The 22,496-nt window shown below is 45.3% G+C and carries 13 protein-coding genes; 6 read left to right on the forward strand and 7 right to left on the reverse strand.

What is annotated here, in order from left to right:
- Positions 1–246: 246 nt before the first annotated feature.
- The gene (locus EOD41_RS03270) at positions 247–6,381 is read left to right on the forward strand and encodes an alpha-2-macroglobulin family protein (RefSeq protein ID WP_127703334.1); all 6,135 of its coding nucleotides are present in this window, start codon (positions 247–249) and stop codon (positions 6,379–6,381) included.
- 334 nt (positions 6,382–6,715) lie between these two features.
- Here the strand turns inward: EOD41_RS03270 and EOD41_RS03275 are convergent, their stop codons facing one another.
- The 4 genes from EOD41_RS03275 to EOD41_RS03290 all read right to left on the reverse strand — a co-directional run bounded on the left by EOD41_RS03275 (position 6,716) and on the right by EOD41_RS03290 (position 13,332).
- The gene (locus tag EOD41_RS03275) at positions 6,716–7,891 is read right to left on the reverse strand and encodes a hypothetical protein (protein ID WP_127703335.1); all 1,176 of its coding nucleotides are present in this window, start codon (positions 7,889–7,891) and stop codon (positions 6,716–6,718) included.
- Between the two features lie 179 nt (positions 7,892–8,070).
- Positions 8,071–8,595, reverse strand: coding sequence for a lipid-binding protein (locus EOD41_RS03280; RefSeq protein WP_127703336.1), 525 nt, complete (start codon positions 8,593–8,595; stop codon positions 8,071–8,073).
- Positions 8,596–8,606: 11 nt separating this feature from the next.
- A complete protein-coding gene (locus tag EOD41_RS03285) occupies positions 8,607–10,109 on the reverse strand; it encodes a SusD/RagB family nutrient-binding outer membrane lipoprotein (RefSeq protein ID WP_127703337.1) in 1,503 nt (500 codons plus the stop codon).
- A 10-nt stretch (positions 10,110–10,119) separates the two neighbouring features.
- Entirely contained in the window at positions 10,120–13,332 is a 3,213-nt protein-coding gene (locus EOD41_RS03290; protein ID WP_127703338.1) for a SusC/RagA family TonB-linked outer membrane protein, read from the reverse strand.
- 358 nt (positions 13,333–13,690) lie between these two features.
- On the opposite strand from EOD41_RS03290, the gene EOD41_RS03295 reads away from it, so the two are divergent.
- From EOD41_RS03295 to EOD41_RS03305, 3 genes are all read left to right on the forward strand, one after another.
- Complete coding sequence (locus EOD41_RS03295; protein WP_127703339.1) at positions 13,691–14,566, forward strand: hypothetical protein; 876 nt, start codon at positions 13,691–13,693, stop codon at positions 14,564–14,566.
- A gap of 307 nt (positions 14,567–14,873) precedes the next feature.
- Complete coding sequence (locus EOD41_RS03300; protein WP_127703340.1) at positions 14,874–15,938, forward strand: sensor histidine kinase; 1,065 nt, start codon at positions 14,874–14,876, stop codon at positions 15,936–15,938.
- Positions 15,913–16,638, forward strand: a complete 726-nt coding sequence (locus EOD41_RS03305; RefSeq protein WP_127703341.1) for a LytR/AlgR family response regulator transcription factor — start codon at positions 15,913–15,915, stop codon at positions 16,636–16,638. Before EOD41_RS03300 ends, EOD41_RS03305 begins: the two co-directional genes overlap by 26 nt.
- 66 nt (positions 16,639–16,704) lie before the next feature.
- Here the strand turns inward: EOD41_RS03305 and EOD41_RS03310 are convergent, their stop codons facing one another.
- Positions 16,705–17,193, reverse strand: coding sequence for a cupin domain-containing protein (locus EOD41_RS03310; RefSeq protein WP_127703342.1), 489 nt, complete (start codon positions 17,191–17,193; stop codon positions 16,705–16,707).
- A 311-nt stretch (positions 17,194–17,504) separates the two neighbouring features.
- Here EOD41_RS03310 and EOD41_RS21150 point away from each other — a divergent pair, with 311 nt between their 5' ends.
- Positions 17,505–17,627 (forward strand): hypothetical protein, encoded by a 123-nt coding sequence (locus tag EOD41_RS21150; RefSeq protein ID WP_262707642.1) that lies wholly within the window; start codon positions 17,505–17,507, stop codon positions 17,625–17,627.
- Positions 17,628–17,953: 326 nt separating this feature from the next.
- Here EOD41_RS21150 and yiaA read toward each other — a convergent pair whose 3' ends face one another.
- Positions 17,954–18,421, reverse strand: a complete 468-nt coding sequence (gene yiaA, locus EOD41_RS03315) for an inner membrane protein YiaA (RefSeq protein ID WP_127703343.1) — start codon at positions 18,419–18,421, stop codon at positions 17,954–17,956.
- A 131-nt stretch (positions 18,422–18,552) separates the two neighbouring features.
- On the opposite strand from yiaA, the gene EOD41_RS03320 reads away from it, so the two are divergent.
- Positions 18,553–20,058, forward strand: coding sequence for a hypothetical protein (locus EOD41_RS03320; protein WP_127703344.1), 1,506 nt, complete (start codon positions 18,553–18,555; stop codon positions 20,056–20,058).
- 158 nt (positions 20,059–20,216) lie between these two features.
- On the opposite strand, the gene EOD41_RS03325 is transcribed toward EOD41_RS03320, so the two are convergent.
- Entirely contained in the window at positions 20,217–22,433 is a 2,217-nt protein-coding gene (locus EOD41_RS03325; RefSeq protein WP_205780481.1) for a putative Ig domain-containing protein, read from the reverse strand.
- Positions 22,434–22,496 lie beyond the last annotated feature (63 nt).

Consider the following 22,496-nt stretch of genomic DNA (forward strand, 5'->3'; position numbering starts at 1 on the left):
TCAAATGGCAAAAAAAACACTCGAATCCCTGATATCAAATGACAAATTGCTTCCATTGAAAAAGAGCAGCTGTGTATAACTTTATTTCGGCGATGCAAGCCGCCGCAGTTATGTATGGTGCATTATGGAGAGTAGCCTGACGGTTAAGGAAAAATTGCATTACGAAAATTAATATATCTTATGGAATATCCGATATTTGTGCATCCATAGGGTAATTATATATTCGTTTCACTTTATCCTGTTTATATGCGCCTTATCTACACCGTGTTTTTATGTATCATAATTCTTTGTGCGCAAAGTCCTGCAAAAGCACAGCGCAAACACAATGACTTGCCCGCAGTAGACATTAAGCAACTGGAACAAAACATCAAAAAAAAGAAAGAATTACAGGACACGAGAGTGAAACTGGAGGATATAAAGAGCCGCGCCTCTGCCAGCGGCGATAATATTTTACTGGCACGTGCGCTGTACAATATTATGCTGATAAATGATAAGCTTAGCGAAGATACGTTGTATTTCAAAAACAGCGCTTTTATTGATACCGTGCTTGATAATCCTAAAACACCTTCGCAGCTTAAAGCTATTTTTCATCTTATTAGGGCTAGCCGTTTACATGCGTTTTCGCAACGGTACAAAAGGTTTAATGAGGCCGCTTACCGCACACCGCGGCTCAAATATAATTATGCCGCGCTAACGTCCTTACAACGTGATGCACTGGTTGCGAAGGACATTGATAGCGCTTTAGCATATGCCGGAAAAAAATTAAGCGGCGAAAAACTGTTGTGGCTTAGTTCAAGCCCTGACGCTTTTTTATTTGAACCTCAATTTGCCGATATCATACTGGCTGAATATGTTAACATGATCACCTCTCACGGTGAAAGAACTGGTTTTGCACGCGGGTTGTTATCACTATCTTCAACATATTTCAGGGAACGTTTGGCTAAGGAAGGACCGAAGTTTAAAGCATACTATAATTGGTTAAACTACCACAAGCGCAATGGAAACATTGCCGCATTTATTGAATCGCTTGCGCGGAAGTATATTTACATGTCATCAGGTACAGATTCAGTAACCCGCGCGCTGTATATTAAGTATTTGCAGGATGGTATCGCTTCAAAAAATGAATTGCTTAAAGCCCATTCTGTGTATCAGCTTTGTTTAATGTATAACGAACAAGGAAAGAAATATGCATCAAGCGATCGTTACTATAACACCCTGACGCTTGATCCTTTTAAACCGGAGTACCGGCTGTTCCCGGCAAAAGCGCTTGCGCTCTTTAATACCCATCGTAAGTTAATGACCAAATATCCGCCATTTTATAGAGTCCTTAAAATCATGGAAAAGCAGCTACTGCACAAGGGCGTTATGATTGAAATGGAAGACGCGCACTTACCGGGCGGGGCCATACCATTCCGTGCACTGTATAAAAATGCCGACACGCTTTATTACAGGGTAATACAACTAAGTGCTGTTGAACCGGTAATAAAAACCGAAGTAAAAGCTACCGAAAAACTGTTTGAAAATAAAGCGGCCGCACAAGGTAAATTCGTATTACCACTGCCTGCCGACCATAACCTGCACGCCACTTATCTGAAACTTGAAGGATTGCCCACCGGGCGTTACCGCCTACTGTTTGGTGCCAATCCGTTGAAAGCTAACGGTGATACTATTAATAACATCACATTTAATGTAACCGGTATAACGGCTGTTAATGCCAGCAGCCGGATATTTATACTCGACAGGATAAGCGGCTTACCTTTAAACGGAGCAAAGGTTAGCGCGTTCAAAAAAGGCTGGCCGGCGAATGTTAATGTAACAACGGGTGAAGAGGGTAGTATTGATATAAAGCCCGGCGTTGCCGATAGTCTCTTTATCACTTATAAAGCCGATTCGATAGGGTACGACCTTGATGTAAAAGAACTATACGCTGCCGACGGCGTGTTTGATAAAGATGAATATGACGACCTGGAAGAGTTTTACAAAGACAACACCCGGATGGAAGTATTTACAGACAGGAGTATTTATCGCCCCGGGCAAACGGTGCACTATAAAGTTATCTTTTTAACTAACAACCCAAATACAGGCGGGCGCATGTTGTTCAATGCCAAAAATGTTGGTCCTAAACTGTTTGACAGTATAGTGAAGCAGATGCAAAAAGACGATGAGGATAAATTAAAACTTACTGATCCGTTTCGTAAATCAATTGATACCGCTATCATTAAAATAAACGAATACGGGAGTTTCTCGGGGGAATTTACTTTACCTAAAACAGCCGCCACAGGCGAATGGAGTTTAGAGAGCTCTATTGATGCCGAATATGCAAACAGGGGCGAGTTTAAGGTGGAAGAATACAAAAGGCCCACTATCGAACTCAGCGTCGAAAAGCAAAAGAAAATGCTTATACCCGGGCAGCCATTTAGTATCAAAGTTAAGCTGCGTTCGTTAAGCGGGGCTTCGCTTTCAAATGTGCCTGTTAAGTATATGCTTAAACGTAGTGGCAGTGTGCCTGATATGTATAGCAGTAACCGCGAAACCTACCGTAATATAGAGTTGTTAGATACTACCGGCTTTACAAATGAAAAGGGGGAACTGGTAATCAGCGTAAATGACAGTACACTGAGGAGGGCTGAATTAGAAAACGGCAAGGTTTGGAGTTACGACTACAATTTAACAGCCACCGCTACCGATGCTACCGGCGAAACCACTGATGCCGAAGAGCATTTAACTGTTTCATCACGCCCAATTATTATCAAAATACCACTTGCCACTGTTTACGACAGGCAACTGCTACCTGTTTTGACTATAAGTACATCAAACCTTTTTGAAGGTGTTACCGGCCACAAAGTAAATGTCAAGCTTTATAGAACAAGTGAAGAAAAAAATAATCACTATCAAAAAGAACGAGGCACTGTTGACCAATGGTATTATGATATAAATGATTGGAACAGTTGGTTTCCTGAAAAAGCGGAGAGAAAAATACCTGAAAATACAGAAGGTATGCTGGTGCTGGACACCGTTATCAATACTGCCGAGTACCAAAAACTTTTGTTGCCTAAAGAAAAAATAAATGTTGGTTTTTACCGCTTAACGGCTGTTTGTACGGATAATGGGCGTATTGTCGGCGAGTTTAATCAAGCGTTCAGCGTGTTTGACAGCAAAACCGGTAAAACAGCTGTAGAGGATATTGATTACATGCCGTTAAACTCGGTGCAACCAGGCGAGATGATTAACTGGTATACATCGGCAAAAGATAGCAGCTACACCATATATTACATCCAATACTTAACCGCTGATAAAAAACTACAGGCAAGAGAAGAATACTTTACCATAGCTGAAAAACCCGGCGTAAGGCACTGGCAGTTTCGTGTGCCGGCAAATGCAGAAGGTAACATAGCCCTCAGCAGTATAAGCATCGCGAATAATAGGGTTCATAAACGCGAAAAGCGGGTGTTTGTATATACTGATAACACTTTGCAGCCCGAAATAATTGCCGAGCGTTACCGGAAGGTAATGGCTCCGGGTGCGAAGGAAACTTTTTCGGTGTCGATAAAAATACGTAACGACAATGTAGCTGCCGAACTGATGACTACCCTGTACGACGCGGCTTTAGATAAGTTGGAGGAGCACAAATGGAACTTGCCTTACACCCGCCCGCGCGACCCTTATTTTTACACCAACTGGAACAATGGATCAGCAAACACCAGGTTAGCCGGAAGTTATGATTACATTACATTTTACCGGGATAATAACTTTGAGTATGAAAACCAAGCTTTTGAAAATAGCCTTTCCGGCAGGGTAGCAGGGGTAAGTGTTACGCAAGCCAGCGGATTGAATGAGGTGGTTGTAGTGGGTTATGGCAGTGTAAAAAGACAATCGCTTACCGGCAGTGTAATGACTATCAGAGGTACAGAGAGCTTGAAAGATTATAATCAGCCGCTTGTGGTAATTGATGGCGTAATATTTACAGGGGATATTTCAAGTATTATAACAGCAAACATCACCGACGCTATGGTACTGAAAGGTGCTGATGCATCTGCCATATACGGGTCCCGGGCTGCTAAGGGTGTGCTTATCATCAGCACAAAAGGGCCTATAGTATTACCCGGTGCAGATACTCAGACGCCTGTAAAGGTGCGTAAAGACTTTAGGGAAACTGCCTTTTTCTATCCTAAGATATATGCCGGTGCCGACGGCAATTATACGTTTAGCTTCACCATGCCCGAAAGTACCACTGAATGGAACTGGAAAATACTGGCACATACCAAAAATACGCAGTTTGCTTACCTTGAAAAAAAGCTGCAAACGCAGCTTAACCTGATGGTGCAGCCCAATATGCCGCGCATGTTATACCAGGGCGATAAAATAAAACTGCAAAGCCGCATAAGCAATTTAGATACCGCCGCAATAACCGGCAACGCTATATGTAAAATTGAAGATGCCGTCACCGGCGCCGACATCACAGCGGAGCTTGTAAAAAATAAAAAAGTGCCGTTTACCATAAGCGGCAAAAACACAGGCATGGTAGCCTTTGAGCTGCAGGTTCCGGAGGTTCAGTTAAATCCACTTAAAATAATTGTCACCGCGGCAAGTGGTAACATTGCCGACGCTGAAGAGCATGTTATACCTGTATTGTCGGCTAAAATATTTGTAAGACAAAGCCAACCGGTAAAGTTTGCGGAAGGCGAACCATCAATAACAGTACCTGCTGTTAGGCTACCCGACGGGGTGTCGGTATACGGCGTAGGATTATCTATTGATCAAAAACCACAGGCATCATTAATATATGCCTTGCCCTGGCTGGCCAATTACTCGTACAACTGTGCCGAACAAACGTTTAATAAACTGCGGGCGCAGGTCACAGCGCTAAACCTGATGCGTAACGATACGCTTGCTCAAAGTTCTTACAAAACAGCCGCACTTAACATGGAGAACCGTAACGGTGATGATGCGGTGTTGCCCGATGAACTGGCAGAGGCTACAATGCCATGGCTGCGTTTGGGTAATAAAACAGCGAATAACCAGCGTGAACTGTTCAGGCTGCTTGATACTTCTGTAATACACAGTAAAATTGACGGTCATATAAAACGCTTACATGAGTTGCAAACAGGTAACGGAGGGTTAGCCTGGTTTGAGGGCGGGCAAAGCAATCCTTACATATCTGCTTATGTACTTGCAGGTTTCGGTCAGTTAAAACCAATCTGGGCTGAGCGGCAAATTGTAAGTGGTAATCAACATAGATTTATTGGAGGTCTGTTTAAATATAGCGCTGATTTTCATGGTGCAGAAAATAAAGAGAATGAATTAAACCAGCTATACGCCCTATCGTACTGGTTAGCTGAATATGGGACTCCGCAATTAAAAGCAACTGCCAATAGCCTTTTAACTTCGCACTGGACAAATGCCGACAATAAGAGTTTGCAGCAGCAGGCGCTGTTAATAATAACTACTTTACGCTTTACCGGGGCCGGAAGCAAACTTTATGAACAAGCGCTACAGCAACTAGAAAGTATAAGACAGTTGGCTATTGAGGATGCCGGTAACGGCATACGCTGGAAAGATGTTGCCGATGCCGAAGAAATGAGTATTTCGGCCGAGGAAACCATGGCAGTACTTAGCGAAGCGTTTGAAATAAGCGGAGAATATAGCGAAGTACCCGCGGGCATCGTTAAGTGGCTGCTCACCACAAAACAGGAAGAGCACTGGCAAACAACAAAAGCAACAGCGGCGGCTATACAAATGCTGCAAAAAAGCAAAGGCTCCGCGTTTAGTCAATCGTTGGTTATTGAAACCAACATTAATAATAAACCACTAAAGGTAAACGATGACTTGCTTGGCGGTGTACCTGCTACCGTTGTAAGAACGGAGAAACAACCTCAAACCATAACTTTAAAGCAGCAGGGTAATAAAGCTGCAGGTGCAATAACGTGGCACTACTTTGCGCAGGCAAACCGGTTGGATACGCTTAATAAGGCTATTAAGATTAATAAGGTTTTTCATGTACGCGATAACGACGGTAACTGGCAGCCGCTTGCAGTAAATACGGTATTGAGAGCAGGTGACAGGGTAATGGTGAAACTTATCATTGAAACATCAGCACGGCTTAATTATGTGCATGTAAACGACCCAAGAGCAGCAGCTTTTGAGCCGGAAGAAAGCAGCAGCGGCTGGAAATACGGTAATGGGTTTAGCTATTACCAGTCGGTACGTGATACGGGGCTGGATATTTTTACAGAAATCCTGCCACGCGGCATTTCCGAAATTAGTTATGAGCTTGTAGTAAGTCACTCAGGAGCATTTACCAGCGGGCCTGCAAGGCTGCAATGCATGTACAATCCATCAATGACAGCCTATGGTCAATCAGCTAAGATATTAATCAATTAATTACCCACTAATTCCAAATTGTAACAGGAAAGATTTAGTCGTACTTTTTGTTCGGACCAGACACTATCTTAAAATAGCATGAACGCACTAACACGTAAGGATTTTTTATCGATTTTACGGCAAATGATGTTGCCGGAGGCGTCATTCGTAAAAGTGTTTGTTTTCTTATAAACTTGCACTAACATTCAATTGATTAAAATTGGATTTGAATTATTGCGTTTAACATAGACACATCACTGAAAATCCTGGCTGTATATTCACTGCCTGTATTATATCTTAAACAAATAATACAACCGTTAACTCTTTATGTTCTAAAATGCTTATGGTATTTGAATTAATCAAATACGGCTATCTTGGTGATCACGGATGCATTGGCATCTTTATTTTCAATTTCGATAAGCTTGTCGTTACGCCAATAGCAGGCTTTGCCACTTTGCTCACCGGCGGTGTAAACAGCGTTGCCCTTTGTGGCTACAAGTGTGGCAGAGCCGTAGTTGATGCCGGCTTTGACCGGCAGGTCAACTTTTTCAGTGATCAGTTTGTCCAGTTTGTCATCTAACCTGACTGTGACGTAAGCGCACTTGTTCGAACTGTTCTCGTAATAAGGCAGATAAACGGTGTTTTTGGCATAAGCGCCTTCGTTGATGTGGTAGTTAACTTCCGGCAGGTCGGCCTGGTACCGTTTGATGGTATGGTCTATCAGATTGATGGTAAAATAGAATAAACCGGTAATGGGAGTGCCCTCTTTTTTAGCGTCTACGATGACAATGAGGTGTTCGGCATCTTTAGCAAATACATTTTCAACGTCAATATAAATGTAGCCAGGCGCTTCCAGTTTGTAATCCTGTAACCATTGGGTTTCCCGGTAGATTGAAAGAAAGGTTTTTTTCGTGTCCGGGCTGAGAGAATTGGATACCAGCAAGCCTTTTTCTGTGCCACAATACCAAGCGTAGCCATTGCCATTGGGCGTTTGCGCAAGTGGATGAAAAGTAGGTTTACCGTCGGTACCGCTTACTTTGTAATAGTAAGAACTGGCCCGTTGGCCCTTATATGTTCCAAGCGCAATGATGTAGGTATTGTCATTGTAGGTGGTGCTGCCTTGCGACCATTCGATATAGCTCGGGTTTAGCTCCCGGCCTGTTGTTGTGGCAAACGGGGTGCTGACCTGTAGAAACTGGCACAGGCGGGAATTATTGCCGTTTGCAACTTCGTTACCGTAGAAGTCGATCCCTTTGGCAATGCCATTTGGTGAAATAACAGCGCGTTCATAAAACCCGGTGACGATCAATCCACTGTGTTTATAACCAACAATAGTAGTGTCGCGGTTTTTTCCGCTCCAAACGGTGGCAACGCCGGGAGAAGTTGATTTCTGCCAGGTTTGTCCGAATAAAAGGGGGTCATTCACTGGCCCCGGGTTCACTTGCGAATCCGGCTCACCAGCCTTTTCTTTTTTGCAAGCGGTTTGCAAGGCCGTTGCCAACGCCAGGATAAACAATATCTGTATTTTCATAAGCTATAAATTTCTACAAAGGTGAACATGCATTGAATAACGGTCAAACATGGTCGATACAGGTCGACTTTTATCGATAAACGGCGTTTTTGAACGGTCAAAAGATTTTAGGAATTCGCTAATCCATAAAAAGCCGGCAGTGCCAGCTTTTTATGGATTAGCGAATTAATGATTCGTGTTTAAGGTTCGTCGACGATAAAGCCTGTTGCGTGAAAGCCTGAAACTTTAAAGGTCTTGCCTTTCGCCTTCACTTCAAAATAGATAGAATCGGCCGGTGTACGTGATTTAATACCGACCGTACCGTTGGTAATCACTTTGCCATTCAAAATGTCAAATGTAGGAATGTTAGTAAGTGTGGCCGTCAACGTATTGGCCAGTCCGGTTCCTGAGAACGTTTGGGCGGAAAGTTGGACCGGAACTTTTCCCTTAACACCGATGTTCTCGGTGGCGCTGACGGTCAGATCGCGAAGCGCTGCGGTCTCCAACCAGAACTGGTCGGGAGTATTTGCCGCCGTATTATAGGTGTTGATTGCATATCTTTTAGGTAGATTGTCGACGCGGACATACCATTTGCCCGCTAATTTTTCAACGCTTGTACCTGTGCGCTCCGGCACTTTGCGGCAAGCGGTCACGGTGATCATCAGCAGCAGAAAGATGGCTGCCGGAAGGGTTATCTGTCTATAATTCATTTTTAATTTTATCATTGTGTTGATTATTATTTTGCCCACCAAACCGGCGTGCTTAAAGGCACCTCAGCCGGCGTATTTGTATTACGGGAACGTTCGAAGTCTGGGAAAACAAATCGTTTGGGCAGGGTCTGGCCGATCACAGTCTGCGGAACGATGACCAGTCTGCCAGGCACGTAGTCGGGGTCAGTTGAATATACTGTACTGGTCCTTGGATACCCTGTCCTGTTCTTCTCGAAAAATGCTTCGATGGCATGCGGTCCGAAAAGTGATACCCATTTCTGCACAATAATGGCCTCTATTTGTTGCTCCGGAGTTCCTGCAGTTGGGAAGGCATAAGGTCCGCTGAGTAAGGTGTTGGCCTCAGCTTCGGTAAAACCGCGTTCTACGAATGCTTCTACAACACCCTGCCGGTACAAGCTTTCGGCGTTGGTGCTATTGTTATAACGTACATCGGCCTCGGCCCTCAAAAAGTAAACTTCGGGCAGGGCAAACAGCCAGGCCGGATCGGTTGCTTTCTGTACAGCGACGGCTGATTGCTGGGCTTCCACAGAGTTGTTTCGGAAATCACCCTGGTGCATTAATTTAGGATCGGCCGAACCAAAGTACGCAATGATCCGCGGGTCATTGTTCGCCTTCAGAAAACTGCCTAATGTCCTGCTCCCGCGGAGGTTGGTCTGCGTATTCAATCGGCGGACATTCAGTTCATAAAATGGATTGCTGCCGTTGGGCACATCCTGGAAGGTGCTGACGCCGGCGGGAACCGTCAGAAACTCAGTGTCGGAATTCAGCAACGTGCTGACGCCCGCTTCTGCTTCATTGGGTTTGACGTTGACCATGCGCAGGTACATTTTTAGTTTCAGTGTATTGGCCAGTTTTTTCCAATTGGCCATTTCAGTTTCAAAATCAGCGGCGCCTTTATCACCGAAGATCAGGTCTACTTTGATCTGGCTTGCTGAAAATGGCACGCTGGTGAAATCTTTTGCCAATGCGTCGTCCAACTCTGTCAATAACGATTTGTAGATAGCATAACCATCATCAAACTTTGGCTGTAGGTATTTACTGCCCTGCATAGCCTCGCTGTAAGGCACTTTGTCATAAAGGTCCACCAGCACTTGATAAATATATGCTCTTAATGTGGTCGCCATCAAATAGAAACGCCAGTCATGTTTCTCACGGGCCTTCGTGATGATGGTGGTAAGGTCAAGCAGGGCGCCTGTATTAAGTTCACTGTAAGAGTTGTTGACGTAGCCGGTATTGCTGGAGATATTATAGGAGTCCAGGTCGCGGTATTGACTTGAGCTGGAAGCCTGCGCCCAAAACTGCGCCCACATGCCGCCGACAATGGCATAATCGCCGTCAATGCGTCCTACGGTGGACATTACTGCCGAGGGGAACAGCGACTCCATGGCGGCATCCTGTTCTGAAAGGTTGTTCGGGTTGATGTTGATATCCAGCTTCTGGCAGCCGGTCACGGCGAGGCTGCAGGCGCCCAGAGTAATGATGATATGTTTGATTCTGTTCTTTTTCATACTATGTTTATTAAAAAGTCATGGCCAGTTTGACGCCGATGTTACGGGTGGCCGGACCGGTTCTGAACTCGCCGAACTCACTCCTTAGGTCATTGCCGAAATTTGACACCTCGGGGTCGATGTATTGATTTTTAGCAGGCAGGTAGGTTAGTAAATTACGTCCGTATAAAGTAATCGAGGTGTTTGCAATCTTCCGTTTGGAAAGCAGCTTTTTTGGCAGGTTATAGGTTAGTGTTACATCGCGTAGTTTAAGGAAAGTTTTGTCAATGATGGTATTGGCGTTGGTCACCGCTTTGCCGTTGCTATGATACCAGTAATCATAAAAACCGCCTTCAGTCACCGGGATTGTATTTTCCTGGTATGTAATATTTCCTGCCGCATCTTTCACCTCAACCACCGAGTTAGGGACGATAAAGTTCCGGCGGTCGTTGAACAGCGTAACGTAGCCATTCCCGACGAAGTTGGTCAGATCGGCGGTTCCGGAATAAAACACGCCGCCTTTACGATAATCCAACGTAAACCCAAGGGTAAAATCTTTAAAACTGAATGCGTTGGTCAGCCCCATAGTAAAGTCACGCTGGGAACTGCCGTAGTTTTGGCCATCCTGTGCAACCGGGTAGCCATTTGCGGTGATCACCCTGCCTTGTGGGTCGTATTTCATGCCAGGCGCCTCGTAAACGCCCAGCGGCTGACCAACCTTGGCCACATATTGTGCTTCGTAAGCACCTGAGATAACGATCTTACTGAGACCATTTGGTAGCTCCAGAACCTTGTTGCGGTTTCTCGTAAATGTATAGCCAACAGTCCAGTTGAATTGATCAGTTTTAACTGGTGTTCCGTTAACCGCCAGCTCTATACCCCGGTTGCGTATACGCCCGAAATTGACGATCCTTCGGCTGTAGCCGGTAGAAGGGGCTGTCACGACCGGTAAAATCTGGTCTTTAGTCTCTTTATTATAAACAGCCAGGTCGAACCCAAACCGGTTGTCAAAAAAGCGCATTTCGGTGCCAAATTCGGTCTCAGAACTGATCTCTGGCCGCAGGTTAGCATTATTCAACTGATCGGTAATGGTTGTCCCGGCGATCCCCTGGTACGGGAACTGGATTACACCACCCAGGGCGGTACCGCTGAGAACCACTCCTGTTGTACTTAATGTGTTAAAAATTCGGTAGGGATCGGTATCATTGCCCGTGCGCCCCCAACTGGCTCGCACTTTGAATAAGCTGATTTTTGATTTTGATAGGTCAAAAGCATCCGACAAAATCACAGCCAGGTTGGCTGACGGGTAAAAGTAGCTTCTGTTCGCCTTCGGTAAGGTGGAGCTCCAGTCGTTCCGCGCATTTACGGTCAGGTAGGTCCAGCTCCTATAGCCTATGGTTGCCGAGCCGTATACCGCATATAAGCGACGATGAAAATCGTATTGTGTGGTGACCGGCTGGTTGCCTGAGTTACTTAATTCGAAAAATCCCGGAACGGAAAGGTCTTCCACTTTTGAATATAGCGTATTTCCACCGCGGTCATTATAGTTCACGCCTAACAGGCCGTTCAGGTCAAAGTCACCGCTGATCCGTTTACTGAAGATCGCGTTCAGCTTACTATCGTACTCGAAGTTACCTTCAGCACCTTCCGTTACGCTACCCACATAGGGCGCTTTCTTTTCACCTTCATCATTTCCGCCATCGGTCCAGCTACCCGGCGAAGGCTCATTTTTATTGAACCAGACTTTCGTGGTCAGGCTGCTGACATCAAAACCCTGCTGAAACTGTAGGTCCAGCCATTTGGCGACTTTCAATTTCAGGTCGATATTTCCAAAAAGACGGTCGTTAACCAGATGTGACCCATTTTCGTTAATAGAGTAATAAGGGTTTTCGGCAAACGAAGTAAAATAATTGTCTATATTATACCTGATATTTTTGTAATCTTTCATTGGTGCGATAGGCATGTTGACCGGTATTTGAATTATCTGGTCATAAAAAGCTGCCCCGATACCGCTTTGGTCGCCACCTGTAAGTGGGTAACGGGAATTTTTGTTGATATAGTTCAGAGAAGCGCTTGCGGTAAGCCTTTTGAATTTCGTACTGCCGTTGAGACTGATGACATTCCGGCGGTAAGTATCATTGGATGTGGGCAGGATACCATTGCTATTGGTATTACCATAGGAAACACGGAAAGCAGAGGACTCGTTACCGCCGCTGAACGCAATGGTGCTGATGTATTCCGCCCCCGTATCGAATGCATCTTTAAAACGGTTTTTAACCGGCGCGAATTCTTTCTGCAACTGCGTGCCGTCTACGAATGAACCGTAGCCACGCACCATTCCATCCATTTTAGGCCCCCAACTGCCGTTTTCATTAATATAATCCAGCTTGCCCCAGCCGCCACCCCAGACATCCTGCAGGTAGGGAACGAAAGAAACATTCGTGAATGACGCTGCCGAGGTAAAATCAACTTTAAAATCGCCGGCCTTGCCTTTTTTTGTCGTGATCAGAATCACACCGGCGGAACCTCGCGAACCATACAAAGATGTGGCGGCCGCGCCCTTTAAGATACTGATGTTTTCAATGTTGTTGGGATCAATGTCATTCACCGCGTTTCCGAAGTCGAAGCTTTCGCCCAAGTCACCAGCGGTTCTTAATGGCGCGGTGCTGCCTGGCCGGCTGTTGTTCACGGGGACACCGTCAACCACATACAATGGCTGGTTATTACCTGTTACGGACGAGAAACCCCGCAGGATTACTTTACTGGAACCGCCGGGGCTGCCTGATGTGACCGAAATATCAACCCCGGCGACTTTTCCCTGCAGGCCCGCGGCTAAATTAAGCGGCGCGGCGCGGTTGATTTCCGCGCTATTGACGGATGTTGTCGCATATCCCACCGCCTTTTTCTCCCTTGACACACCAAGTGCCGTCACAACAACCTCCTGCAACTGTTTGTTGTCCTGTTGGAGGACAATGTTGATAATCGTCCGCCCGTTTACCGGCAATTCTTGTTTAACAAAGCCAAGGAAGCTGACGATCAATACGGCATCGCCCGAGGCCTTGATATGGAACCTCCCGTTGGCGTCCGCTTGCGTGCCGTTGGCTGTACCTTTTACTGAAATGGTAGCGCCCGGTATGTTTGCCCCATCTTCTCCCGTGACCGTTCCGGTTATCACCGACTGCGCCTGCAGCCGGTTAAAACACCAGAACAGCATCACCATGACCAATAGTAATTTCTGTTTCATGTACTTGTGATTAATAATTTATTTACTGTAGGCCCTGAAAATCATGAGGAAATTTAATAGCTAAAATCGTTGTCGTTGAACGACTCGTTCTGTCGACCGAAAACCAGATTGAATGTTGAAGTGCATAATTCAGGTGATATTGAATTTGGTCGCGTCAGACGCCGGTTGGTCGTTCGTGATTCGATATTTATCGACATATAGCCGTCAATTTGATGGATGTGGTAGTTAATCTCCCGACACGGGAAATACAGGCGGCTGGGTACTACGGTTTGGATATATGGCTTTCGTCGATAAAGGCGGCTGTAAGTCGATCCGCTTAGGAATTTATAAGGTGGAGGCTTAGCATTGTTACAAAAAGATGAAAAATCCCCTGATTAGTTATTTGCGTCGCCTGGGATCACTTATTTCCATACTGGCGCTGGTTGTAGCTGTGCGCGCGCAGTCAATGACCATTCCGTTTATTGCTGCCGAAAAGCAGTTCGCATCACACGCCCTCGCAGAAGGGATAAAAGCTGCTTTTCTAGAGCACCTGGATTCCGCAGGTATTGTAGTCAATGCAGGTCAGTTTGTAAATGGACGAAAGTTTTATGCTCAGGTAAGCCCCGAGACAACCGAAGCGCTGTTCTGGCAGCCGGCTTATGCGCGAACTAATCAGGCAGGCACTTTCGGCTTCACGTCGGGGCCGTATCATTACTATGCCGACCGCAGGACATTTCCTGTATTATCGGGCTATTATTTTTCTATCTGGAAAACGGACCTGGAAGGACGGTTAAAGGTATTTTTCGACGGCGGGGTCAACCATTCCACAGCTGTGCCGGTAAAACTGGCGGATATCACACCCGTATTGGCCGACACTGTACAACACGGCCAACTAAACTGGGTAAATAAAGGTAAAGGAAAACCCAAAACATTTCGCTTATTCCAAAACGCGCTTGTCCGGAAACCGCTGTCGGCTTACCAGAAATATCTGAATGATGCGGTGCTTGTACTCCGGCCCGATCAACCTTTTCATACTTCCGCAGTGGGCTATCTGGCATATTGCGCCCGGGGCAGGCAGCCTGTTTTTGATTACCGGCACTATCAGGAGGGATTTGACCCCCAACGCCAGTTATATTATCAGTTCGGACATTTAACCGGGACGGCGGGTAAAATATGTGGGTATTTCGTGCGCATCTGGCAGTTACAAAAAAATCGCTGGAAGATCGTGGCTGATGTACAGCAGTACGAGCCGTAGAAAGAGCAGTTAAAGCGGCGGCCCGTTTCACTCGCTGAAACAGGCCGCCATTAACTAAACTGATCTTATAAAGAGATCCTGGTACAGCCGCTCTCATGGCCTGCCCAGAAGTTGAGCCCCTTTAATTATGCATAAACCTAATCCAGCAAAAAGCTAATTTGAAGGCGGACAGACAGACAGCACTTTTCCCTGATAGAGGACAGTTCGCGGCGACCAACGGGTTCAACGGTTGTTTATCGACAGATGCCACCGTTTGTCGACGGCTAGCTGTGTTTTTCGGTGAAAGCATTATTTTAGCACAGGTGTTATGAAGAAATTCCCGGTTGCCCATATTGCCTTCTGGTTATGCAGCGTTTTACTGCTGACGCTGATCTACGGTATTGCATTTGATAGTTACCGCCTGGGCATTGTCGTAATCCTAATGCTCATCCCGGTGCACATGATCTATTTCTACACCGTGGTATATGGCATCGCGCCAAATTTTTTCCATCAACGATATGTATTTACCGGGATGACCCTCCTGGCTGTTGGGTTTGGCGCCGCCGTGCTTTACCGGATAAACGAGATTACTATCTCTGACCCTTACATTTACCGGTATTATTTGGCGATGGATCCAGCCTTCACCTGGAAAAAACTGGATGGTAATTTCTGGCAACAGTTAAGCCGGCCTGCTGATTTTGTGAACGCTGCGGAACGTAGCAATGTGATCGTTTGGATCGGCATTTCAATGAAATTCATTAAAATGTGGTACGAGCGGCGGCAGGCGGCTTTGCAGGCTGAACTGAGCTTTTTAAAAGGTCAAATTCATCCGCATTTTTTGTTCAATACCCTGAATAATCTCTATGCTCTGTCGCTCGGGCAGTCGAAACAAACCCCGCAGGTGATCCTGGGCCTGTCCAATATCCTGCGTTATATGCTGTACGAATGTAACACCGCGCAGGTGATGCTGAAACGGGACGTGGAGATATTGCAAAGCTATGTCGCGCTAGAAAAGATCCGGTATGAGGAAAGGCTTGACCTGAACTTCAACATCAACGGTGATGCCCGACAGCAAAAGGTGACGCCATTGCTGATGCTGCCATTAATAGAGAATGCTTTTAAACACGGGGTAAGCGAAACAGTAGACGCACCCTGGATCAATATCGAACTTCAAATCAAGTCCGATCAACTTTTGTTGAAAGTAAGTAATAGTAAGGCGAAAACTGTATCCAATAAACAGGCTTTCGAAAATGTTGGGCTGGCTAACTTGCAGAAACGTTTGGATCTGCTTTATCCGAAACGTTTCTCGCTGGAGCTGTGTGATGAGGCTGATGTATATATTGCCATACTTCAATTGAACCTGAACGATGACGATAAGAACCCTGATAATTGACGACGAGCCGCATGCCATCGAAGTGATCGATGGCTACCTGGCCAATTTTCCGGAGATAGAAGTAGTGGATCGCTGCGCCACGGCTATTAAAGCCTTTAAGATACTGCAATCACAAAAGATCGACCTGTTGTTCCTGGACATAAAAATGCCCGGGCTGACCGGCACCGACCTGATGCGCAGTTTGCACGAACCGCCCCGTGTGATCTTTACTACGGCCTTCCAGGAATACGCGTTGGACGGCTTCGAACTGAACGCCATTGACTACCTGATGAAGCCGGTCCCGTTTGACCGCTTCCTGAAAGCAATGAATAAGGTAATGACCGCTTTCCGGGGGACGCCTGAAGTGGCAACGGTTACCCCGGTTGCCGAGGTTGCGGAAAAAGTGTCGCACTATCTTTACCTCAAGACGGAGCGGCGGACCAGTAAGGTCGAAACCTCGGATATCTACTGGATTGAGAGCGTAAAAGACTATATCAAGGTGGTGCTGAAAGACCGCAGCCTAATGTCAAAGCATAAGATCAGCGTCATTGAAAAGCTGCTTCCGCTGGATGCTTTTGTGCGTATTCACCGGTCTTTTATCGTGCCGCTGGATAAGATTGAATGCTTTCACCCTAACTATGTGCAGATCCAGGGCAAAGAGATCCCCATCGGAAGGAACTATAAAGCGGATTGCCACAAGCGGTTCAGGTCAGACGATTGATTGACCACTGAGAACCAACACGGCACCCTGCACGTCGTTTGTTAAACCGTAATTATATCCCTTTGCCTACGATACGCGGGCGGCAGCAGTAAAAGTAATGCCATAGGCATTCGTCATCCGGTTAACCAGGTAATCAAGGTAGTCCTGAGGCGGTGGTCCTGGCAATGGTCTTATCATTGGTTCACCCACCGTCGGCGTACTAAACTCCTGGAAATATTCCCACAGCTTACCGGGAGTAAGCAGTGTGATAAAACGCACCTGAGGGCTCAGTAGTTTGAACAAATGCGGGATGCCGCGTGCCGCAAAAATGGCTTCGCCAGGCCGGGCTGCAAGGGTCTGGCCACCTATTATAAATTCCATTTCGCCTTCAATCAGGTAAAATGTCTCGTCTTCGTGCGCATGCATATGCATTGGCGGTTCCGCGCCTTGCGGCAAAACCATTTCCATCATTGCCAGCGCGCCGTTGGTTTGTGCAGGTGAGATAAGGGTTTTGTAATAACCGCCGTGATACTCACGGTAAATTGTGTTGACGGCTTCAGTCAGGTTTTCTTTCATATGTATATGTTGTTAATGATTGACGGATGCAAAAATCTGAAGGACATCAAACATGCGCAAATCCAGAAGATAGGGACCGGTTTTTGTCGACAAAAAGCGGTTAGCGCTGCTGAACAAAGCCGGCGGCCATGACAGCGTTTAATAAATCAGCCATGAAACTTCCTTTGTCGACATCAAACGCCTTCTGCCGACTATTGTTCTGTCGTTGTAACGTCTGCTGTTCTGCTTATAAAATTTTTTCTATGGAAAGATTTTTATATGCTGCCTGGTGGGCGTCGATTCGCCTGTTTGTTTATAAGCTCAAAGACACATTGAAACAATTCACAGACCACAATATGGCTGAAGAACCTGCCTTTTACCAGGAGATCAGGAACTGGCAGCCTGGCGTACGAGGCTCCCGACCAGCGCGCAGGGAAAAGGCGAAGGCACATTGATAGTAGAAATCACAGAGGCGTTAAGGGTCACATAATTGGTGAGTGTGGTTGTTATATCATTGTAAATGTCGTAAACGTTATATGTAGGTCCGGTCAATTTTCTCAGAATGTGCTGATCAATCCCTTGCATAAAGAAACCAGAGAGATTATGATTGAATCGGTTAGTTCGTTTGGATTTGATGAACGGTTTTATAAAATGTTGACCTTTTTTATCGACTGAGAAAATGAATGGTTTACATTAACCGACAAGCACAGCTTAAAAATAATAACGCATAAAAACCCCGCAGACTTGCAAGGCAAGGCGCCGCGGGGAAGCAACCGCTACGTTACATATCTTTATCTCCAATCAACTTTGCGTCGCGGGTATTTTTTTGCACAGCAATGGCCGAGAACATACTAAGACAAAAGGCCATAGCATAAAAGCCTTTCTCACTTCTGGCAATGTCTGCATTCCAAAGGCCAATCGTTAACAAAATCATTGAAGCTATAGTGGCAAACCAGCTTAGGCCGTAATAGAGGTCAGTCACTGCAAGTCCTTCGGCTCGGTCCCTTACAGTTTTTTGTACCGAGATCACTGCAAATAGTCCAAACAATAAAATGGTGAAGTAATACCCTTTTTCGTTCAGCTGCATACTGGCGTTCCATAAGCCAATGCAATAGGCTACTGTTCCTGTTAACAAGGCAAACCAAGATGCCCCTATAAACGCAGCAGTGGGTTTAAAAGGATTTCTACCGTTCTCGCCATGTTTGGTGAAAGATAAATTTTCGTCTGTTTTGTGTTGTAGCGGTTCCATGTTGTTTTTGTTTTAATGATTAATATGGAAGCAAATTTGCGATCTAAAACAGACTTGTAAAATGCAGATTGTGCCAATTACTGACGATATAATTTATGATAATATTACCTTTATAGGTATTATTATATCTCATGGATCCACTTTCAGAGTTAATCAACTTGCTTGATAATAATGATAAAAAACTTTTCAGACAGTTTCTGCAACGCAAAAACAAACGTAGTGACGTCAAGAATTTACAGTTACTGGATTTAATAGAAACTGACGATATCATTGGCTTAGATAAGCTCTATCATTCAGAAAAAAACAGGGATGCTTACCATGCTTTACGCAAAAGGTTGCAGGATAACCTCCTGCACTTCTTATCACAGAAAACATTTGAAAGAAATCAGTCGGACACCTATGATGCGCTACGATTAGTGATAGTAGGACGTTTCCTGTTAGAAAACGATGTAGTGAAGGTGGGTTTAAAATGCCTGGATAAAGCAGAACGACTGGCCGAAAATTTAGAGCAATTTAATTTATTGAATGAGCTTTTACTGTTAAAGCTGCAATATGCTCATTTGCCGGAAGCCGAAGATTTTGAAGCCTTAACTACACGCTTCCAGCGTAACCAATCAGACATGCAGCGCGAAGCCAAGCTCAATATGGCTTACGCCTTTTTAAGGCAACAATTGCAGCAAATTCATCTGCAAGGCAAAGTTGTTAATTTAAACGCCCTAATGCTGACTACGATAAGGAAATACAAAATTTCGGTGCAAGACCTGATGACTTATAAATCGTTTTATCAAATACTTTTTATTGCCAATGAATATGCCGCTATACAACATGATTACAGCTTGATAGAACGTTATATCGACCGTACAAATCAGTTTAAACCACGGCAGACTAACCCAAAGAAAACTTACCTCTTTTATCATATCTCTATTTTGTACTTTTTGGCAAACTTTTATTTACGGCAGAAAGATTTTGCAAAGAGTACGTCTTTACTGGAAGAGATGATGGAGTTGATGATGTCTGATAGTCGTTATCATATCGTGTTTTATTTGCGATACCAGTTACTCTCAGCTCTTAATCAGTTCTTTACAGGTTATGCTGATAAGGCAGTTGCACTATTGCGGGAGTCGCTGGCTGTTTCCAAACCTTCATCTAAGACTGAAGACGTAGAAGATATACGCATATGTTTGGCTATGTTTTTAGCCCTTTGTGATAACCGGGACAGTTTAAAACAGTTGACGCTGTTAACCCGAACAGATGCTTGGTACGAGAAGAAACTGGGTATGCTCTGGACTATTCGAAAAAACCTGATGGAAATTCTGGTACAGGCACAATTCTCTAATATTGAGCTTGCCATGTCCCGTCTGGTCAGCTTTCGCCGGAGGTACAGGAAATATTTGCTTAAAACTTCAGAAGAACGTGTGCTGGTGTTTTTGAGTCTGGTTGAAAGATACTTGCTAAAGCCCGACGTCGTCTATGAACCGTCTTATCAAAAGAAGGTTTTAGCCTTGCGAAGCGGCCCGGAAAACAATGACATATTCATTTCAAGCTTTATCAGCTGGTTAATAGCAAGGTGGAAGAAAAAAACGGCGTATTTGGTTGTGCTGAAAATTATTCAGGATGATAACTACGACTACAATTAAATTAAAAGACTTCATTTAATTTATATTAATTCATGAGTGGCCAATTCAATAAAGTATTGAAAATAACCCTTAACTTATCGGTTATAAGGCGTTTCACTCACCCAGTGAAAACACCTTTCAAAAGCGGCGTTTCGTGATAAGGTAAGAAAAAGTTGTTATTAATTACTCTTTACCTTGATCAGCATTACGCCGTGTGGTGGAAGTTTGTAAGTAAGCCCTTCGGCAATTTTGCCGAGATCCTTTTGTCGCCATATGTCACGTACTTGTGCTGATGGGCTCAGACTGATCTCGGACGGTTTTACTGAGATGGTGCGGTATTTATCGGCAAGATTAAACAAGCCTACGGCCTTGCTGCCATCGGCGAGTTCCTTAACATAAACTTCGTACTCATTTTTGGCCAACACACGGCGGGCCTGTTTGCCCAGTGTATCCTGGTTAACAGCTATCACCTCATCATTTGTAAGCAAGTTAAGGGTAAAATCATCGATTTGACTAATATCGCAACCTATCAGCAAGGGGGAAGCCAGCAGGCTCCATAAGCTGATATGGGTGTATTGTTCATCGGGTGTTAAACGGGTGTTACGTAAATTCCCGCTCCAGCCTACTTTGCCAACAATAAGCATATCAGGGTCGTTCCAGCGACCGGGGCGGGCGTATTCCGATAGTTTGTACTGGCGGAAACCAATGTCGTGCAGGCTTTCCCAGGTATCAGTAATGTCGCCGGTAGTGCGCCAGCTGTTAGCATCAACCTGTGGCCCCCATTTCCATACATCCTTCATACCATACTGGCAAAGGCTGTAGTAGATATCACGGGGTTGCGCGCGTAAGGCCTTTTGCATAACACGATAAGGTTTCATAAAGGTTTCGAGCGAGGTATCGCTGCCCGCCACTTCGCTGTATGAGCACCAGTCGTGTTTCAGGTAATCAACACCCCATTTGTTATAAGTTTCGGCATCCTGCAACTCATGTCCAAGCGATCCTAAGTAACCGCCGCAGGTCAGCCTTCCCGGTGATGAATAAATACCAAATTTTAAGCCATGGCTATGCAGCCAGTCGCCCAGCGCTTTCATGTCTGGGAATTTCTCATTGGTTACTATAGTACCGTCGGCAGAGCGGGCGGATGCTTCCCAGGCATCATCAACGTTGATGTATGTCCAGCCGTGGTCTATCAGTCCTTTATCGATCAGGGCTTGCGCTGAGCTTTTAACCTTTTCAGCCGTTACTGATGTACCCCAGCAGTTCCAACTGTTCCAACCCATGGCCGGGGTCAAGGCCAGCATATCGCCAACTTTAATGGTCATTGTACGGCTGGTGGTACCCAATGTGTTTTTTACGCTGATGTTTACCGGGTAGTCACCTGCTTTGGCTATCGAACCGGTGATAATACCTGTGGCGGAATCCAGTTTCAAGCCATCGGGTAGTTGAGTGGCGGAGTAAGTCAACGGTTTTTTACCTGTTGCGGCTATTTTGTAGATCAGTGGAGAATTTGGCCTTACACCTGTTATTTGCGCGCCGTTTATACGCGGCGTTTCCTGTGGCCTTGGGGTAAGTATATAGGGTGACTGCTCAATAGCCATTATGCTTTTGCCGGTTTTTTGTTCAGCAAATATATAGGTAAGCGTAGTACCCGGTTTCCCTGCAATATCAATTAAAATGGTGGCGTTGGCTTTAGGCGCAATGCTTATGTTGTATTGTTTCGAGTAAACGTTTTTACCGGTCTGCTCGTCCTTAGCGTTCACTGTGAACAAGCCTTTTACAAGCGTATCATTGTTGTTGGTCACCTTTAGCTCTTTACGCACATTCGCTGCGGCAAAGGTAAAGCTGTTATTCGTGTTGATGGCCATATTGTCAATATAATCAAGTATGGTAACGTAAGGTGTGCCGTTGCCTATACCGCCGTCGCCATTACCATCATATACCTTTACAGCAATAACGTTTTCCCTATCCCAATTTATAGTCAGATCTTTTAAGGCCAGGTGATAGCCACGTTTATTAGCGTATGCGGTTGAGTAACCGCCCTTGTCCTCGGGAAAACGACCGGTCTGACCAATCTTTTTGCCATTGAAATATACTTCATCACAATCATCAACATAGGCAAGGTTTAGCAGTAACGAATCTTTTAGTGCCGATCTGGTTTTTAGTGACGAAGGCAGTCTGACGTGGAAACGGTACCAGGCGTAGCCGTTGTGATCAACACCTTGTTTTTCCCAAAAGGTGTTGGTTTTAAGGTCCTGCCATGAGGAGTCGTTAAACCTTGGATCGCTCCATGCGGCCTGGTTGCCTATGCAGAATTTGGCCTGCGGCATTTCTACACGCTGAGCCCTTGCCGTGTAAGTGCATGCCGCTACACAGGCCATAATTAGTACTTTACGCATTGGTTATGGTTTATACATGTCTAAACTACGTTTCATTTAATTATTTCTTTTATTTTTTTCAAA

The organism is Mucilaginibacter limnophilus (assembly GCF_004005815.1).
Taxonomy (GTDB): domain Bacteria; phylum Bacteroidota; class Bacteroidia; order Sphingobacteriales; family Sphingobacteriaceae; genus Mucilaginibacter; species Mucilaginibacter limnophilus.

What these genes read in the sequence shown, in the direction of transcription:
- EOD41_RS03295 (WP_127703339.1), top strand. Translation starts at nt 13,691, where the DNA reads ATGAAAAATCCCCTGATTAGTTATTTGCGTCGCCTGGGATCACTTATT.
- EOD41_RS03290 (WP_127703338.1), bottom strand. Translation starts at nt 13,332, where the DNA reads ATGAAACAGAAATTACTATTGGTCATGGTGATGCTGTTCTGGTGTTTT.
- yiaA (WP_127703343.1), bottom strand. Translation starts at nt 18,421, where the DNA reads ATGGAACCGCTACAACACAAAACAGACGAAAATTTATCTTTCACCAAA.
- EOD41_RS03275 (WP_127703335.1), bottom strand. Translation starts at nt 7,891, where the DNA reads ATGAAAATACAGATATTGTTTATCCTGGCGTTGGCAACGGCCTTGCAA.
- EOD41_RS03280 (WP_127703336.1), bottom strand. Translation starts at nt 8,595, where the DNA reads ATGATAAAATTAAAAATGAATTATAGACAGATAACCCTTCCGGCAGCC.
- EOD41_RS03270 (WP_127703334.1), top strand. Translation starts at nt 247, where the DNA reads ATGCGCCTTATCTACACCGTGTTTTTATGTATCATAATTCTTTGTGCG.
- EOD41_RS03310 (WP_127703342.1), bottom strand. Translation starts at nt 17,193, where the DNA reads ATGAAAGAAAACCTGACTGAAGCCGTCAACACAATTTACCGTGAGTAT.
- EOD41_RS03325 (WP_205780481.1), bottom strand. Translation starts at nt 22,433, where the DNA reads ATGCGTAAAGTACTAATTATGGCCTGTGTAGCGGCATGCACTTACACG.
- EOD41_RS03300 (WP_127703340.1), top strand. Translation starts at nt 14,874, where the DNA reads ATGAAGAAATTCCCGGTTGCCCATATTGCCTTCTGGTTATGCAGCGTT.
- EOD41_RS03285 (WP_127703337.1), bottom strand. Translation starts at nt 10,109, where the DNA reads ATGAAAAAGAACAGAATCAAACATATCATCATTACTCTGGGCGCCTGC.
- EOD41_RS03320 (WP_127703344.1), top strand. Translation starts at nt 18,553, where the DNA reads ATGGATCCACTTTCAGAGTTAATCAACTTGCTTGATAATAATGATAAA.
- EOD41_RS03305 (WP_127703341.1), top strand. Translation starts at nt 15,913, where the DNA reads ATGACGATAAGAACCCTGATAATTGACGACGAGCCGCATGCCATCGAA.